This is a genomic window from Escherichia sp. MOD1-EC5433 (assembly GCF_002966005.1).
GTDB classification, from domain to species: Bacteria; Pseudomonadota; Gammaproteobacteria; order Enterobacterales; family Enterobacteriaceae; genus Escherichia; species Escherichia ruysiae.
Map to the genome: position 1 here is coordinate 323,417 of NZ_PTRL01000003.1, position 16,058 is coordinate 339,474.

The window sequence follows — 16,058 nt, forward strand, 5'->3', positions numbered from 1 at the left end:
TTGCGAGACGTTTTCAGAGGAATTTTCATTGTGATGAAACGCATACATTGGGTACGGAATCGCGCACGCAAAAATGCCCGATAAGCAATGCGCTTACCGGGCATCAGAAGGGAGTTTAAACCAGCGCCTGAGCCAGCAGCGTAATCGGATGTTCGCAGCGAAGACTTGTGGACATCTCAATCTGCCATTTGCAGGTTTCGCAGTCGGTAACCACCAGATCCGCGCCGCTCTCTTCTATCTGGCGGAACAGCGGTGCACCGATGGCTTGTGAGGTGGGGTAGTTCTCTTTTTTGAAACCGTAAGTTCCGGCAATACCGCAGCACTGGGAATCCAGCACTGTCAGCTCAAGCCCTGGGATCTTACGTAAAAGTTCCAGGGTGTAGAGCGTCCAGCCCATTTTTTCCATATGGCACGGCGTGTGATAAACCACTTTCAGCGGCAGCGTTTTCAGCGGTAACGTTTTGCCTTCGTCCAGCTTGCGCCACAGCCAGCGGGTCGCCAGTTCGATATGATCGCGTAAGCCTTTGTTGTCGACATTCAGCACTTCCGGGTATTCGTCACGCAGGGCGAAAGTACAGGTAGAGGAGGTGGCAATCACCGGAATACCTTTTCCCCCCACAGCTTCGCGAATTGATTCCACATTGGTTATTGCCTGTTTGCGCGCTTTATCGGTGAAACCGTTGGCGATGAGTGGCACACCGCAGCATTTCTCTTTGCTGAGCAGTTGCACGCCGGTGCCCATCGCGTTGAGCACTTTAATTAAATCCTTGCCTAACTGTGGATGGTTGTAGTTAACGAAGCAGCCGTGGAAAAAGGCCACCTGGTCTTTATATTGCGCCTGCTGCGAAGCCACACTGCGATACCAGCGACGAAAAGTGCCGAAGGAGTATTTCGGCAGCGTGCGGCGATGGTCAATTTTTAACGCCGCATCAAGCAGTTGTCGCACTGGTTTCAGCGAGGTAGCGGTGTTGACGATAGGCGCGAACGGCGTGGAAACGCTACCCATCAGGTCGGTATGACTCAAAACGAAATTGCGCAGCGACGGGCGTGAGGTGTCATATTTCGCCCGCGCGCGCTGGATGATATCGCCAATCTTCACATCGGACGGGCAGGCGACTTCGCAACGTTTGCAGTTAATGCAATATTTCAGCGCCTCGTCATACAGGGCGCCATCTTTCAGACGCAGACGCTCGCCATCCGGCCCGGCCTGTTTTGGCCCCGGATAGCCCGGATTCACCCGGCTTACCGGGCAGGCGGTGGTACAGACGGTGCACTTAATGCAATTTTCGAAGCTGGTATCGTTCATTGTTGGCCTCCTGCGCGTTGGGCAATCTGTTGAGCAGCATGTAATGCACTGACAGCACAAACGCCGCCGCCGCATCCCTGAGCGATAGGATCATATCCGCCCAGCACCGATCCGATGGCAAACAAGTTTTCTACCGTCTGGCCTGCCTGCGATGGGCGTAGCGCCTCATCAGTGGTTACACCGAACTGCTGCCATGGTTGCGCCGCAAAAAAATCACTTCGATACCACTCACCCCGCGTGGCGGTTTGCAGCACATCAAGGCCGAGAATCGGCTCGCGAATGCCGTTGCGTTCCGCAACCAGTCCGCCGCTAAAGAAGCTGCCGCTGGCGAGAACCGCGAAACGTGGACGCAGCGGGATGTCGGCGTGATTACGGGTCCAGATTTCATTCACCACGCCATTTTTACAGGTCACTTTTTTCACTTCATCGCCCGGCATCCATACACCGCCCTGGCGCACGAACTGACGTTGAAGCTGATTTTGCAGACGAATGCCCAGCACGGAAGGTGGCAGTGTCGGCAGTAACATTAATGAACAGGGCAATTGTTCGTTCAGCCAGCGCCAGAGTTTGTCATCAGCCAGGCCGAAGCAGGCTGGCATCAGGATCATTTCACAAGTGTTGGCGACAGGGATAAGCGCATCAAGCAACAGTGGCCAGTTTTCTTCGTTATCAAGGAAACGGGCAATATTTACCGCGCGGAACTCGGTGGCGTTATTACGTAGCACATCCAGTTCCGGCAGTTCAATTTCTGCGGTTTCAACCGAAAGATCCAATTCACGTAACGAAGCTGCCGCAAGATGCGCCTGAAAATCCATCAGCCCGCTGATACCCACCACACATATTTTCTTCGCTGGCAACGGCCAGACGGGGACTTCTGGCGAGCTTAGCCAGGTTGAGCGCAGAGTGCCGAGCGGTGTAACTCGCTGGTGAGCCAGTTCAACGCTACCCTGCAATTGCGCACCGCTTTCAGCGATCAATGCCTGCGCCCTGCAAGCGAGATCGAGTACGCGCTGTGAGCCGAGAACACTGTAAGGATGGGCAGGAGCTTGATGGCACAAAGATTCCAGGCCGTCGTGAATGTCTGTCACCGTTTGACCGTCAGGCAGATGGCTCAGTAAATCCAGCGATCCGGACGAAAAATGCAGCGCGCTTTGACCACGAGTGACAATCGCACAGCGCAGGCCGTGTTTTTGCAGTTGCAGACCGCAGAGTAATCCGGCAAGACCGCCGCCCATAATGACAGTATCAAATCGCATCTTTCTGCTCCTTCTCCAGACCACACAGTCCCTGATAAACCCAGCGGGTAAATTCGCTTTCGCGCAGCGCATCGCCCCAGGCAACAGGTTGCACGCCTTTCCAGCGTTCGTTCAGGAAGGTGGAAAGTTGCTCAATAGATTGCGCAGAGGTGGTGACATTAAAGCGTTGCAGCAGCCCGGCGGCGCGGCAGGCGCAGAGTTCGCCCTGGCAGGTGCCCATTCCCACACGGGTACGACGGCGCAAATCTAACAGACTGTTAACGTTTAAATTTTCTACTGCGTACTGTATTTCTCCCGCCGTGACGGCTTCACATTCGCACACCAGGCTTCGATGCAGGCGACCTTCACTCAGCCAGGCAGGCGTGCGATCGCCGTGACGGTAAACTGCGGAACCGCGCAGCGGGGCGGGCAGGGAGATCACTTTGCGTAAGGTAACTTCAGCGGGTTCCTGTGAACCAGGCAGTGGCGTGTTGGCAGTGGTACAGGGGCGCGAGTTGCCAAGCTTGCGGCATACCGCGTCGGTGGCCCATTCCGCCATCAGACGATAGGTCATCAGTTTGCCGCCGGTGATGGTGATAAATCCGTCAAGACCATCGCGTTCGGCGTGGTCGAGCAGCACGATGCCGCGACTGACGTTACGTCCACTCGGGTCATCATCGCTGGCAACCAACGGGCGCACGCCAGAGTAGGCTCGCAGAATACGCGTTTTCGCCATCACCGGAGCCAGTTTTTCCCCTTCACGCAGCAGAATATCCACTTCTTCTGCCGTCACTCTGTTGTCGTCGATCTCATTGTAATCAATACGTAAAGAGGTGGTTCCAATCAGCGAAATGGTATCGCCGGGAACCAGAATATCGGCATCAGAAGGTTTACGGCAGCGGTTGATCACATGCTGATTAATGCGGTGATCCATGATCAGCAGCGATCCTTTCGCCGGGAACATGAGAATGCGTAGATCGGCATACTCGGCAATATGTTGTCCCCAGATCCCGGCGGCATTAACCACCACAGGTGCATGAAGTGCCTGGGTTTCGCCGGTGAGATGGTTACGCACACGAACGCCACATACCGTCGCGCCTTCACGAATCAGGCCAGTGACTTCGTGGGCGGTGAGGATAACTGCACCGTGTTCTTTCGCATCGAGCATATTTGCTGCGGTCAAACGAAATGGATCAACGGTGCCATCCGGGACTTTCACTGCACCTATCAATGCCGGGTTAACGGAAGGTTCGATAATGCGCGCTTGCTGCGGATCGATGGCTTCTGCGCTTATTCCTGCTTCTTCGCAAGCGCGAATAAAAGTGGTTTGAAAGGAGAGGTCATCTTCTGGCAGGGTGATAAACAGGCCGTTGGTCGGCTCAACACAATGACGCGCAATGCGTTTTAATATCTTGTTTTCACTAATACATTCGCGGGCCGATTCCGCATCGGTTACCGCATAGCGCGCGCCGCTGTGCAGCAGACCGTGGTTACGCCCGGTCGCGCCTGTGGCGATGTCATGGCGCTCAACCAAAATCACGCGCAGCCCGCGTAGGGCACAGTCGCGGGCAATCCCGGCTCCCGTTGCGCCGCCGCCAATGATAATCACGTCACTTGATTGCGAGTCGCGAGTTTTCATTGTTATCCCTCTGAAGTTCGTTTTTTACCATTTAGCCATAGTAAAAACATGAATTGTTTGATTTCGCGCATATTCGCTCATAATTCGAAAGTGAAGCGTGATTTCATGCGTCTTTCAGAACATTTCAATCATTGTGTTTAATAATGTGTGCGGTAATTCACATTTAATTTATGAATGTTTTCTTAACATCGCGGCAACTCAAAAAACGGCAGGTTCTTCTACTGAATCAGGCTGTTAATCATAAATAAGACCATGGGCCACGGAGGCTATAAATGTTGAGTATTTTTAAACCGGCGCCACACAAAGCGCGCTTACCTGCTGCGGAGATCGACCCGACCTATCGTCGATTACGCTGGCAAATTTTCCTGGGGATATTCTTTGGTTATGCTGCTTACTATCTGGTTCGTAAGAACTTTGCTCTTGCTATGCCTTACCTGGTGGAGCAGGGATTCTCGCGTGGTGATTTAGGTTTTGCGCTTTCAGGGATCTCAATCGCCTATGGATTTTCGAAATTCATCATGGGCTCGGTATCGGATCGCTCGAATCCGCGCGTTTTCCTGCCAGCTGGTTTGATTCTTGCTGCGGCAGTGATGCTGTTTATGGGATTTGTGCCGTGGGCGACTTCCAGTATTGCGGTGATGTTCGTGCTGTTGTTCCTCTGCGGCTGGTTCCAGGGGATGGGATGGCCGCCGTGTGGTCGTACCATGGTGCACTGGTGGTCACAGAAAGAACGTGGCGGCATTGTGTCGGTGTGGAACTGTGCGCATAACGTTGGTGGTGGTATTCCGCCGCTGTTGTTCTTGCTGGGGATGGCCTGGTTCAATGACTGGCACGCGGCGCTTTATATGCCGGCTTTCTGTGCCATTCTGGTGGCGCTTTTCGCTTTTGCCATGATGCGCGATACCCCGCAATCCTGTGGTCTGCCGCCGATCGAAGAGTACAAAAATGACTATCCGGACGACTATAACGAAAAAGCGGAACAGGAGCTGACCGCGAAGCAGATTTTCATGCAGTACGTGCTGCCGAACAAACTGCTGTGGTATATCGCTATCGCTAACGTGTTCGTTTACCTGCTGCGCTACGGCATCCTCGACTGGTCGCCAACCTACCTGAAAGAGGTGAAACACTTCGCGCTGGATAAATCTTCCTGGGCCTACTTCCTTTATGAGTACGCGGGCATTCCGGGCACCCTTTTGTGCGGCTGGATGTCGGATAAAGTCTTCCGTGGTAACCGTGGCGCAACCGGCGTCTTCTTTATGACTCTGGTGACCATTGCCACTATCGTTTACTGGATGAACCCGGCGGGCAACCCGACCGTAGATATGATTTGTATGATTGTCATCGGCTTCCTGATTTATGGCCCTGTCATGCTCATCGGTCTGCACGCGCTGGAACTGGCACCGAAAAAAGCGGCAGGTACGGCGGCAGGCTTTACCGGACTGTTTGGTTATCTTGGTGGTTCTGTGGCCGCAAGTGCGATTGTCGGCTATACCGTTGACTACTTTGGCTGGGATGGCGGCTTTATGGTGATGATTGGCGGCAGCATCCTGGCAGTTATCTTGTTAATTGTCGTGATGATTGGCGAAAAACGTCGCCATCAGGAATTACAGCAAAAACGCAACGGAGGCTAATGGCATGAAATTGACGCTGAAAAACCTTAGCATTGCGATCATGATGAGTGGAATGATCATGGGAAGCAGTGCAATGGCGGCAGACAACAGCGAGAAAATTGTAATAGCCCATCGCGGCGCCAGTGGTTATTTGCCGGAGCATACGCTGCCAGCAAAAGCGATGGCATATGCACAGGGGGCTGACTATCTGGAGCAGGATTTGGTAATGACCAAAGACGACCATCTGGTCGTCCTGCATGACCACTATCTTGATCGCGTTACTGATGTCGCCGATCGTTTCCCGGACAGGGCACGCAAAGACGGTCGTTACTACGCGATAGATTTCACGCTGGATGAAATTAAATCACTGAAATTTACCGAAGGCTTCGATATTGAAAACGGTAAGAAAGTGCAGACTTTCCCTGGACGCTTCCCGATGGGTAAATCTGACTTCCGGGTGCATACTTTCGAAGAAGAGATTGAATTTGTTCAGGGGTTAAACCATTCGACCGGGAAAAACATCGGCATCTACCCGGAGATTAAAGCGCCGTGGTTCCATCACCAGGAAGGGAAAGATATAGCGGCTAAAACTCTGGAAGTGCTGAAAAAATATGGTTACACCAGCAAAGGGGACAAAGTTTATTTGCAATGCTTTGATGCTGATGAGCTGAAACGCATTAAAAATGAGCTGGAACCGAAAATGGGCATGGATCTCAATCTGGTTCAGTTGATTGCTTATACTGACTGGAATGAAACTCAGCAGAAACAGCCGGACGGAACCTGGGTAAATTACAGCTATGACTGGATGTTTAAGCCGGGCGCCATGAAGCAGGTGGCGGAATATGCTGACGGCATTGGCCCCGATTACCATATGGTCATTGATGAGACATCGCAGCCGGGCAATATTAAACTTACTGGAATGGTGAAAGATGCACAGCAGAATAAGCTGGTAGTGCATCCTTATACCGTGCGGTCGGATAAACTGCCGGCATATACGACCGATGTGAATCAACTGTATGACGCCCTGTATAACAAAGCAGGTGTTAATGGGCTGTTTACGGACTTCCCGGATAAAGCAGTAAAATTCCTCAATAAAGAGTAACTTCAGTGTCGGATGGCACGTAAGTGCCATCCGGTATATCTCTTCATTCAAAGCCTCATCTACGTCATAGTAAAATAGCGGACATATTTAATTCTTCATAAAGTCTGTTGGTTATCCTTACTTGCTGTTCTTTAGAGCGGGATGACTTGTTCCCGGCAAAAGAAATCCATTAAGAAACACTTTTTATTAAGTTTTTCTTAAGGTAAACACCTATAGTCATTGTCGTTAACAATAAAGACAGGCGACAGGGTATGGCAGTTTCAGCAAAACACGATGAGTTCAATCATTGGTGGGCTACAGAAGGTGACTGGGTTGAGGAGCCGAATTACCGCCGCAACGGTATGAGCGGGGTGCAATGCGTCGAGCACAACGGCAAAAAGTTGTATGTGAAGCGCATGACTCACCACTTGTTTTATTCTATCCGCTATCCGTTTGGGCGTCCGACGATTGTTCGGGAGATAGCTGTAATAAAAGATCTGAAGCGCGCCGGTGTGATTGTGCCGAACATCATTTTTGGTGAAGCGGTGAAAATTGAGGGTGAATGGCGCGCGTTGCTGGTGACTGAAGATATGGCGGGGTTTGTCAGCATTGCTGACTGGTATTCACAACACGCAGTAACGCCTTATTCCGACGATGTACGGCAAGCAATGTTGAAAGCGGTGGCGCTGGCATTTAAAAAGATGCATAGCGTTAATCGTCAGCATGGTTGCTGTTATGTTCGCCATATCTATGTGAAAACAGAAGGTAAGGCAGAAGCAGGTTTTCTTGATCTGGAGAAAAGTCGCCGTCGTCTGCGTCGCCATAAGGCTATTCATCATGACTTCCGCCAGTTGGAGAAATATCTGGAGCCGATCCCCAAAGCGGACTGGGAGCAGGTGAAAGCGTATTATTCTGCCATGTAATTGTTGTAGACCAGATAAGACGCGTAAGCGTCGCATCTGGCGCTAGTACCCGATCACATCTCGATTTCAATATCACCTTTTGCCCGGCAACAACAGGGCAAAATTTCCCCAGGTTGAATAAAGGCTAACGGTTCGGCAATCCAGTCCACCTGGCCTGCGACAAGGCGCGTGCGACAGGAGCCGCAGTAGCCTTCGCGGCACTGATACTCAACCGCCACATTGTGGGATTCCAGCGCCGCCAGAAGAGAAGGGTGTTCATCCTGGCACAGCAGTTGTGTGCCAGTGATGCGCAGGGTAACGCGAGCCATCAGAGTTGGAAGTTACTCAAATCGTCGGTGTCTACTTCCGAGTCAATCTGTCCGACCAGATAAGAACTGACTTCCACTTCCTGCGGAGCAACCTGTACGTTATCAGACACCAGCCAGGTGTTGATCCACGGGATTGGGTTGGAGCGCGTCTGGAACGGCAAATCTAAACCAACCGCCTGCATACGGATATTGGTGATGTACTCGACGTACTGGCAGAGAATGTCTTTATTCAGACCAATCATCGAACCGTCACGGAACAGATAATCCGCCCAGTCTTTCTCCTGCTGTGCCGCCTGGACAAACAGGTCATAGCACTCCTGCTTACACTCTTCGGCAATTTCCGCCATCTCAGGATCGTCCGCGCCGCTGCGCAACAGATTCAGCATATGCTGAGTACCAGTCAGGTGCAGGGCTTCGTCACGGGCAATCAGGCGAATAATTTTGGCGTTGCCCTCCATCAGCTCACGTTCAGCGAACGCGAAAGAGCAGGCGAAGCTGACGTAGAAGCGGATCGCTTCCAGCGCGTTAACGCTCATCAGGCAGAGATAAAGTTTTTTCTTCAGCTCGCGCAGGCTAACGGTCACGGTTTTGCCGTTGACGGTATGGGTGCCTTCGCCCAGCAGATGCCAGTAACTGGTCATTTCGATCAGTTCGTCGTAGTAAGCTGAAATCCCTTCTGCGCGTTTCTGGATCTGCTCGTTGGTGACGATATCATCAAACACAACAGACGGATCGTTAACGATATTACGAATGATGTGCGTGTAGGAGCGGGAGTGAATAGTTTCCGAAAACGCCCAGGTTTCTACCCAGGTTTCCAGTTCGGGAATGGAAATCAGCGGCAGCAGCGCCACGTTCGGGCTACGACCCTGAATGGAGTCCAGTAGCGTCTGATATTTCAGGTTGCTGATAAAAATGTGTTTTTCGTGCTCCGGCAGCGCCTGGTAATCGATACGGTCGCGGGAGACGTCAACTTCTTCCGGACGCCAGAAGAAAGAGAGCTGCTTTTCGATCAATTTTTCGAAGATTTCATATTTTTGCTGATCGTAGCGAGCCACGTTGACCGGCTGACCAAAGAACATGGGTTCTTTGAGCTGATCATTCTTCGTCTGTGAAAAGGTGGTATATGCCATGAATGTGTCCTGTGGTTTTATTACCCCTCACCCTAACCCTCTCCCGCAAGGGGAGAGGGGACGGTTTGGTGCAAAGGCTGGGGGATTATCAGATCTTACATGCGCCGCTTTCGCAGCCATCGTCCTGGATTGACGGCACCAGATCGTCCTGCGCGTCTTCAGCGCCATCACGGGTGTTCTGATAATACAGCGTTTTGACCCCGAATTTGTAGGCGGTGAGCAGGTCTTTCAGCAACTGCTGCATCGGCACTTTTCCTGACGGGAAGCGTGACGGATCGTAGTTGGTGTTAGCAGAGATCGACTGATCGATAAATTTCTGCATGATACCCACCAATTGCAGGTAACCATCGTTACCCGGCATTTCCCACAGCAGCTCATAGGCGTCGTGCAGGTGCTCGTAGTCCGGCACCACCTGGCGCAGAATACCGTCTTTCGACGCTTTGATGCTGACGTAACCGCGCGGCGGTTCAATACCGTTAGTGGCGTTAGAGATCTGCGAAGAGGTCTCGGACGGCATCAGAGCAGAAAGCGTGGAGTTACGCAGGCCGTGCGTTTTGATTGACTCACGCAACGCTTCCCAGTCGTAATGCAGCGGTTCATTGGTGATAGCATCCAGATCTTTCTTGTAGGTATCGATCGGCAGGATACCTTTCGCGTAAGTGGTTTCGTTAAACCACGGGCACGCGCCTTGCTCTTTCGCCAGCTCGTTAGACGCTTTCAGCAGGTAATATTGAATAGCTTCGAAGGTTTTATGCGTCAGGTTGTTGGCACTGCCGTCGGAGTAGCGTTTACCGTGCTTCGCCAGATAGTAAGCGAAGTTGATCACACCAATACCCAGCGTGCGACGACCCATCGCTCCGCGTTTGGCTGCCGGGATCGGGTAATCCTGATAATCCAGCAGCGCGTCGAGTGCGCGCACCGCCAGAATCGCCAGCTCTTCCAGTTCATCCAGGCTATTAATTGCGCCCAGGTTGAAAGCAGACAGCGTACACAACGCGATTTCACCGTTTTCGTCGTTGACGTCATTCAGCGGTTTGGTCGGCAGGGCGATTTCCAGGCACAGGTTAGACTGGCGCACTGGCGCAATAGCCGGATCAAACGGGCTGTGGGTGTTGCAGTGGTCAACGTTCTGAATATAAATACGACCGGTAGACGCACGTTCCTGCATCATCAGCGAGAACAGCTCAACGGCTTTCACACGCTGTTTGCGGATGCTGTCGTCTTTTTCATATTTGGTGTACAGGCGCTCAAATTCTTCCTGATCGGCGAAGAACGCGTCGTATAACCCTGGCACATCGGACGGGCTGAACAGGGTGATATCTTCACCTTTCAGCAGGCGGGTATACATCAGTTTGTTGATTTGTACCCCGTAGTCCATATGACGCACGCGGTTGCCTTCAACCCCACGGTTGTTTTTCAGCACCAGCAGGCTTTCTACTTCCAGATGCCAAATTGGGTAGAACAGCGTTGCTGCACCACCGCGCACACCGCCCTGGGAGCAGGATTTCACAGCGGTCTGGAAATGCTTATAGAACGGAATACAGCCGGTGTGGAATGCTTCGCCGCCGCGAATCGGGCTACCCAGTGCACGAATACGCCCGGCGTTGATACCGATACCGGCACGCTGGGAGACGTATTTTACAATCGCGCTGGAGGTCGCATTGATGGAATCCAGGCTGTCACCGCACTCAATCAGTACGCAGGAGCTGAACTGACGAGTCGGGGTACGCACGCCGGACATGATTGGCGTCGGCAGCGAAATTTTAAATGTGGAAACCGCGTCGTAAAAACGCTTCACGTATTGCAGACGCGTTTCACGCGGGTAGTTTGAGAACAGGCAGGCAGCAACCAGAATATAGAGGAACTGGGCGCTCTCGTAGATTTCGCCGGTCACGCGGTTCTGTACCAGATATTTCCCTTCCAGTTGCTTAACGGCAGCGTAAGAGAAGGTCATATCACGGTCGTGATCGATAAACGTGTCCATCTGCTTGAACTCTTCTTCCGTGTAGTCTTCCAGCAGATGATTATCGTATTTGCCCATTTCGACCATTTTCTTCACATGGTCATACAGCGCAGGCGGCTCAAACTGACCGTAGGCTTTTTTACGCAGGTGGAAAATTGCCAGGCGCGCGGCGAGGTACTGATAATCCGGTGCTTCACGGGAGATCAGGTCTGCGGCAGCCTTGATAATGGTTTCGTGGATGTCAGAAGTCTTGATACCGTCATAAAACTGAATGTGGGAGCGCAGTTCGACCTGGGAAATCGAAACGTTATGCAGTCCTTCTGCCGCCCAATCCAGAACGCGATGGATTTTGTCGAGATTGATGCGCTCTGTGCTACCGTTGCGCTTTGTCACCAGCAGATTCTGATTCATGTATGTAGTACCTGTTTTGGGAATACTTTCCGCTATAGTGTCGCTTTGACTACCTGTAGTGAGAAAAGTCGCAATGAACACTATATATAGGGGGTATGTTTGGGATTCACTGCAAGATAGTGTGAAAATGGCCCTCTTGCAAGTGCATAACTTTGTGGATAACTCACGACGGAAAAGGCGACTTCCACGCACCTTAGGTCAGACAAGGTGTTCGGGAAAGTCAATGGGAAGAGAAAAAATTGTTAAAAATAACCGTTCGGCGATTTCTTGAACGTTCAATTTAAGATAATTATTGATCCAGGTTATTTATTGCGCTTATGTCAGATGTGGCGAAAATTGATACCATCACAAACTCATATCACGTCGACACTTATTGTTATGTTTATGATGTGAGCAAATGTAAAGGGGGGGCGTTCACGAAACAGATGTTTTTTAATCAGTAGATGTAAAATAAAAGTTTGCGATATTGATTATTCCAGGTAAACAAGAAATGAATTAATCAGTTTAATATGTTTTAATTATCATTGTTTAATAATCAAGTAAACTTTGAAAGAAATAATTAATACCTTTCTGTAAATATTATTGCTGGTGCGATTATTTTAAAAATTTCTTGTTTACAATTGGTTATTATCTACAATCGTAATATGCCTTTTAATGATAGCGTGTTATTTCTCACAGGCTGTCAGATCATGAATAAAAAATGGATTATTTTTATCAGGAAAGGGTATCTGTTAATTTTCCCGGCTGTCGTTGCTTGCGTGTTTACGCGTGCAAACGCGGCGTCGCAGATTCTGGCTTCATGTCAGGGGGTTAATGTTTCTACCAGTTGCCTGGCCAGTCGCCAGAGCCTCTCAGGTAGTATGCAGACCTGGAGTGTTGCTGACGGGCAATGGCTTATTTTTTCCTCTATGGCAAATGATGCCAGTGGCGGAGCGGTATTTTTACAACAAGGAGCTGATTTCATATTGTCAGCACAAGGTGGAACAGGTATGACTCTGTTCGAAAATAATACCGTGAGTGGTGAATATAATAATGGAGGTGCTATCTTTGCGAAAGAAAACTCAACGCTGAATCTTACTCAGGTTATCTTCGACAGTAATGTGGCCGGAGGATATGGCGGGGCAATCTATTCTGCGGGTACAAATGACGCTGGTGATATTGATCTTAGCGTTACCAATGCTGTATTTACAGGTAATATTGCTAACGATGGCAAAGGTGGCGCAATTTATTCGATTAATAATAATATTTACTTAAATAACACGATTTTTAATAATAATCGGGCATATACATCAACAAGTTACAGTGATGGCGATGGTGGCGCTATCGATATCACCGATAATAATACGGAAAACATTCACCCATCAGAGTTCACAATAATTAATAACACCACGTTTACAGATAATATTGCTGAAGGCTACGGTGGTGCAATTTATAGCAGTAGTGCGAACTCTCCCTATCTTATTGATATTTCGGTTGATGCCGGCTACAGCTATAACGGTGGCGTTTTGGTGGATGAGAACAACAGTGCCACAGGATATGGCGATGTGCCATCTGCGTCGGCGGGCGGCTTTATGTACATCGATTCAAGTCAGGTCAGGTTTGATATCGCTGGTAATAAAACGTTGATTATTGGTGACCTGAGCAACGATGGTGCGCTCGATTCCATTGCCGGAACCGGAAGTATCAGCAAAACCGGCGCAGGCGAACTGGTGCTTAATGCGGATAATAATAATTTTACCGGCGAGATGCGGGTTGAAAATGGTGAAGTGACGCTGGGGCGTAGCAATTCGCTGATGAATGTTGGTGATGATCGTTGCCAGAGTAATCCACAAAATTGCTATGGCCTGATGGTCGGCAGTATCAGTCATCGGGATGATCAGGCAGAACTAAACGTTGGCGCAACACAGCAGACTTTTGTTCACTCACTGACGGGTTTTCAGAATGGCACTTTAAATATTGATGCTGGCGGTAACGTTACTGTAAATGCCGGCGGGTTTAGCGGAACTATTGAAGGTGAAGGGCAATTGACCATTGCTGAAAATGGTAGCTATGCGCTGGCGGGGGCGTCGTCGATGGCGCTGACCGGCGATATTGTGGTGGAAGATGGCGCAATCCTCTCGCTGGCGGGAAACGCGGCGGATCTGGCGGCGATGCAGGACGATCCGCAGTCAATTGTGTTAAACGGTGGCATATTAGATCTCTCCGATTTCATCACCTGGCAGAGCGGTACGTCAGAGAACGATGGGCTGGAAATCAGTGGCAGTGGCGGTACGGTAATTGGTCAGCAGGACGTTGTCGATCTTTATGGTGGTGAGGATTTGCATATTGGCGATGACGGGAAAAAAGGCGTCTATGTAGTGGTAGATGCAGGCGATGGACAGGTAAGCCTGGCGAATGACAATCAATACCTCGGCACAACACAAATCGCTTCCGGCACGCTGGTGGTGAGCAACAATTCTCAACTTGGTGATACTCACTATAACCGCCAGGTTATCTTCACTGATAATCAACAAGATAGCGCGATGGAGATTACGGCTGATGTCGATACTCGCTCTGCGATGGCTGGTCATGGGCGTGATATCGAAATGCGCGCTGATGGCGAAATTGTGGTTGACGATGGTGCTGTGACGCAGTGGGGCGCATTGATCGCCGACAGCAGTGGACAGCAGCAGGACGCGGGAACCACACTGACGAAAACCGGTGCAGGAACGCTGGAACTGACCGCCAGCGGTACAACGCAGTCGGCGGTACGTGTCGAAGAAGGCACCCTGAAAGGTGATGTTGCGGATATCCTTCCTTATGCTTCGTCGCTGTGGGTTGGTGACGGGGCAACGTTCGAGACTGGCGCGGATCAGGATATTCAGTCTATTGATGCCAGTTCCAGCGGCACTATCGACATCAGCGATGGCACGGTTTTGCGTTTAACCGGGCAGGATACGTCTGTGGCGCTTGACGCCTCATTGTTTAACGGTGGCGGTACGCTGGTGAATGCCACCGATGGCGTTACGTTGACAGGCGAGCTTAATACCGACCTTGAAACTGACAGCCTGACTTATCTTTCAGGTGTGACGGTCAATGGTGATCTGAGCAATACTTTCGGCGCGATCAGCCTGCAAAATGGCGTCGCTGGCGATACCCTGACCGTAAACGATGATTACAACGGTGGCGGTACGCTGTTTCTCGACAGCGAATTAAACGGCGATGACTCGGTAAGCGACCAGTTGGTGTTGAACGGCAATACCGCTGGCAGCACGACTGTGGTGGTTAACCCCATTACTGGCATTGGCGAGCCGACATCTACAGGTATAAAAGTGGTTGATTTCGCTGGCGATCCCACGCAATTTCAAAATAATGCGCAGTTCAGTCTGGCGGGCAGCGGCTACGTCAATATGGGCGCTTACGACTATACGTTGGTGGAAGATAACAACGACTGGTATTTGCGATCACAAAAAGTCACGCCGCCATCGCCACCTGATCCGACTCCCGATCCCACGCCGGCTCCTGACCCAACGCCCGCTTATCAGCCGGTGCTGAATGCAAAAATTGGTGGATATCTTAATAACCTGCGGGCGGCAAATCAGGCGTTTGTGATGGAGCGACGCGATCACGCAGGTGGCGACGGTCAGACGCTGCATTTGCGTATTATCGGTGGACGTTATCATTACACGGCGGCGGGGCAGCTGGCTCAGCATGAAGACACCTCTACGGTGCAGCTTAGCGGCGACCTGTTTAGCGGGCGATGGGGCGATGATGGCGAATGGACGCTGGGAGCCATTGGTGGTTACAGCGATAACCAGGGGGAAAGCCGCTCGAATATGACCGGAACCCGCGCCGATAACCAGAACCACGGCTATGCTATTGGGCTGACTTCGAGCTGGTTTCAGCATGGTAGCCAGCAGCAGGGGGCGTGGCTGGATAGCTGGCTGCAATATGCATGGTTTAGCAATGATGTTTCCGAACAAGGTGACGGCACGGATTATTACCACTCGTCGGGGATTATCGCCTCGCTGGAAGCAGGGTATCAGTGGTTACCGGGGCATAGTGTGGTAATCGAACCGCAGGCGCAGGTGGTTTATCAGGGCGTGCAGCAGGATGATTTTACCGCCGCTAACCGTGCGCGGGTGTCGCAATCGCAGGGTGATGATATTCTGACGCGTGTCGGGATACATAGCGAATGGCGTAATACTTTCTATATCACGCCAACCCTGGATTTGAATTATTATCACGATCCCAATTCGGCGGAAATTGAAGAAGATGGCAGCAATATCAGCGACGATACGGCGAAGCAGCGTGGTGAAATAAAAGTGGGGATAACTGGCAATATTAGCCAGCGAGTTTCCCTGCGCGGCAGTGTCGCATGGCAGAAGGGAAGTGATGATTTTGCCCAGACGGCAGGATTTTTGTCGATGACGGTGAAATGGTAATTGTTGTCCGCCCGGCATCGTTGCCGGA

Annotated in this window: 10 protein-coding genes; 4 read left to right on the forward strand and 6 right to left on the reverse strand. The window is 51.1% G+C overall.

The window, feature by feature from the left end; translation table 11 throughout:
- Positions 1–115: 115 nt before the first annotated feature.
- From glpC to glpA, 3 genes are read right to left on the reverse strand one after another with little or no spacing between them, the layout of a single operon-like run.
- A complete protein-coding gene (glpC, locus tag C3D30_RS08485; RefSeq protein ID WP_105286741.1) occupies positions 116–1,306 on the reverse strand; it encodes an anaerobic glycerol-3-phosphate dehydrogenase subunit GlpC in 1,191 nt (396 codons plus the stop codon).
- Positions 1,303–2,562: a glycerol-3-phosphate dehydrogenase subunit GlpB gene (glpB, locus tag C3D30_RS08490; protein WP_105286742.1), complete on the reverse strand. Its 1,260-nt coding sequence runs from the start codon at positions 2,560–2,562 to the stop codon at positions 1,303–1,305. Before glpB ends, glpC begins: the two co-directional genes overlap by 4 nt.
- The gene (glpA, locus tag C3D30_RS08495; protein WP_105286743.1) at positions 2,552–4,180 is read right to left on the reverse strand and encodes an anaerobic glycerol-3-phosphate dehydrogenase subunit A; all 1,629 of its coding nucleotides are present in this window, start codon (positions 4,178–4,180) and stop codon (positions 2,552–2,554) included. Before glpA ends, glpB begins: the two co-directional genes overlap by 11 nt.
- Before the next feature lie 272 nt (positions 4,181–4,452).
- Here glpA and glpT point away from each other — a divergent pair, with 272 nt between their 5' ends.
- The 3 genes from glpT to inaA all read left to right on the forward strand — a co-directional run bounded on the left by glpT (position 4,453) and on the right by inaA (position 7,794).
- Positions 4,453–5,811 carry a glycerol-3-phosphate transporter gene (gene glpT, locus C3D30_RS08500; RefSeq protein ID WP_016158665.1) on the forward strand — a complete coding sequence of 453 codons (1,359 nt, stop codon included), beginning with the start codon at positions 4,453–4,455 and terminating at the stop codon, positions 5,809–5,811.
- Between the two features lie 4 nt (positions 5,812–5,815).
- A complete protein-coding gene (glpQ, locus tag C3D30_RS08505) occupies positions 5,816–6,892 on the forward strand; it encodes a glycerophosphodiester phosphodiesterase (protein ID WP_105286744.1) in 1,077 nt (358 codons plus the stop codon).
- A 251-nt stretch (positions 6,893–7,143) separates the two neighbouring features.
- The gene (inaA, locus tag C3D30_RS08510; protein WP_105286745.1) at positions 7,144–7,794 is read left to right on the forward strand and encodes a lipopolysaccharide kinase InaA; all 651 of its coding nucleotides are present in this window, start codon (positions 7,144–7,146) and stop codon (positions 7,792–7,794) included.
- Positions 7,795–7,847: 53 nt separating this feature from the next.
- Here the strand turns inward: inaA and yfaE are convergent, their stop codons facing one another.
- From yfaE to nrdA, 3 genes are all read right to left on the reverse strand, one after another.
- Complete coding sequence (gene yfaE, locus C3D30_RS08515) at positions 7,848–8,102, reverse strand: ferredoxin-like diferric-tyrosyl radical cofactor maintenance protein YfaE (RefSeq protein WP_000135040.1); 255 nt, start codon at positions 8,100–8,102, stop codon at positions 7,848–7,850.
- Positions 8,102–9,232: a class Ia ribonucleoside-diphosphate reductase subunit beta gene (gene nrdB, locus C3D30_RS08520; RefSeq protein WP_000332038.1), complete on the reverse strand. Its 1,131-nt coding sequence runs from the start codon at positions 9,230–9,232 to the stop codon at positions 8,102–8,104. Before nrdB ends, yfaE begins: the two co-directional genes overlap by 1 nt.
- Before the next feature lie 88 nt (positions 9,233–9,320).
- On the reverse strand, positions 9,321–11,606 hold the full coding sequence (gene nrdA / locus C3D30_RS08525) for a class 1a ribonucleoside-diphosphate reductase subunit alpha (RefSeq protein WP_001075192.1): 2,286 nt from the start codon (positions 11,604–11,606) through the stop codon (positions 9,321–9,323).
- Between the two features lie 689 nt (positions 11,607–12,295).
- Between nrdA and yfaL the strand changes: the two genes are divergently transcribed.
- Positions 12,296–16,030 carry an AIDA-I family autotransporter adhesin YfaL/EhaC gene (gene yfaL, locus C3D30_RS08535; RefSeq protein WP_105286746.1) on the forward strand — a complete coding sequence of 1,245 codons (3,735 nt, stop codon included), beginning with the start codon at positions 12,296–12,298 and terminating at the stop codon, positions 16,028–16,030.
- Positions 16,031–16,058: the final 28 nt, after the last annotated feature.

What these genes read in the sequence shown, in the direction of transcription:
- glpC (WP_105286741.1), bottom strand. Translation starts at nt 1,306, where the DNA reads ATGAACGATACCAGCTTCGAAAATTGCATTAAGTGCACCGTCTGTACC.
- glpB (WP_105286742.1), bottom strand. Translation starts at nt 2,562, where the DNA reads ATGCGATTTGATACTGTCATTATGGGCGGCGGTCTTGCCGGATTACTC.
- glpA (WP_105286743.1), bottom strand. Translation starts at nt 4,180, where the DNA reads ATGAAAACTCGCGACTCGCAATCAAGTGACGTGATTATCATTGGCGGC.
- glpT (WP_016158665.1), top strand. Translation starts at nt 4,453, where the DNA reads ATGTTGAGTATTTTTAAACCGGCGCCACACAAAGCGCGCTTACCTGCT.
- glpQ (WP_105286744.1), top strand. Translation starts at nt 5,816, where the DNA reads ATGAAATTGACGCTGAAAAACCTTAGCATTGCGATCATGATGAGTGGA.
- inaA (WP_105286745.1), top strand. Translation starts at nt 7,144, where the DNA reads ATGGCAGTTTCAGCAAAACACGATGAGTTCAATCATTGGTGGGCTACA.
- yfaE (WP_000135040.1), bottom strand. Translation starts at nt 8,102, where the DNA reads ATGGCTCGCGTTACCCTGCGCATCACTGGCACACAACTGCTGTGCCAG.
- nrdB (WP_000332038.1), bottom strand. Translation starts at nt 9,232, where the DNA reads ATGGCATATACCACCTTTTCACAGACGAAGAATGATCAGCTCAAAGAA.
- nrdA (WP_001075192.1), bottom strand. Translation starts at nt 11,606, where the DNA reads ATGAATCAGAATCTGCTGGTGACAAAGCGCAACGGTAGCACAGAGCGC.
- yfaL (WP_105286746.1), top strand. Translation starts at nt 12,296, where the DNA reads ATGAATAAAAAATGGATTATTTTTATCAGGAAAGGGTATCTGTTAATT.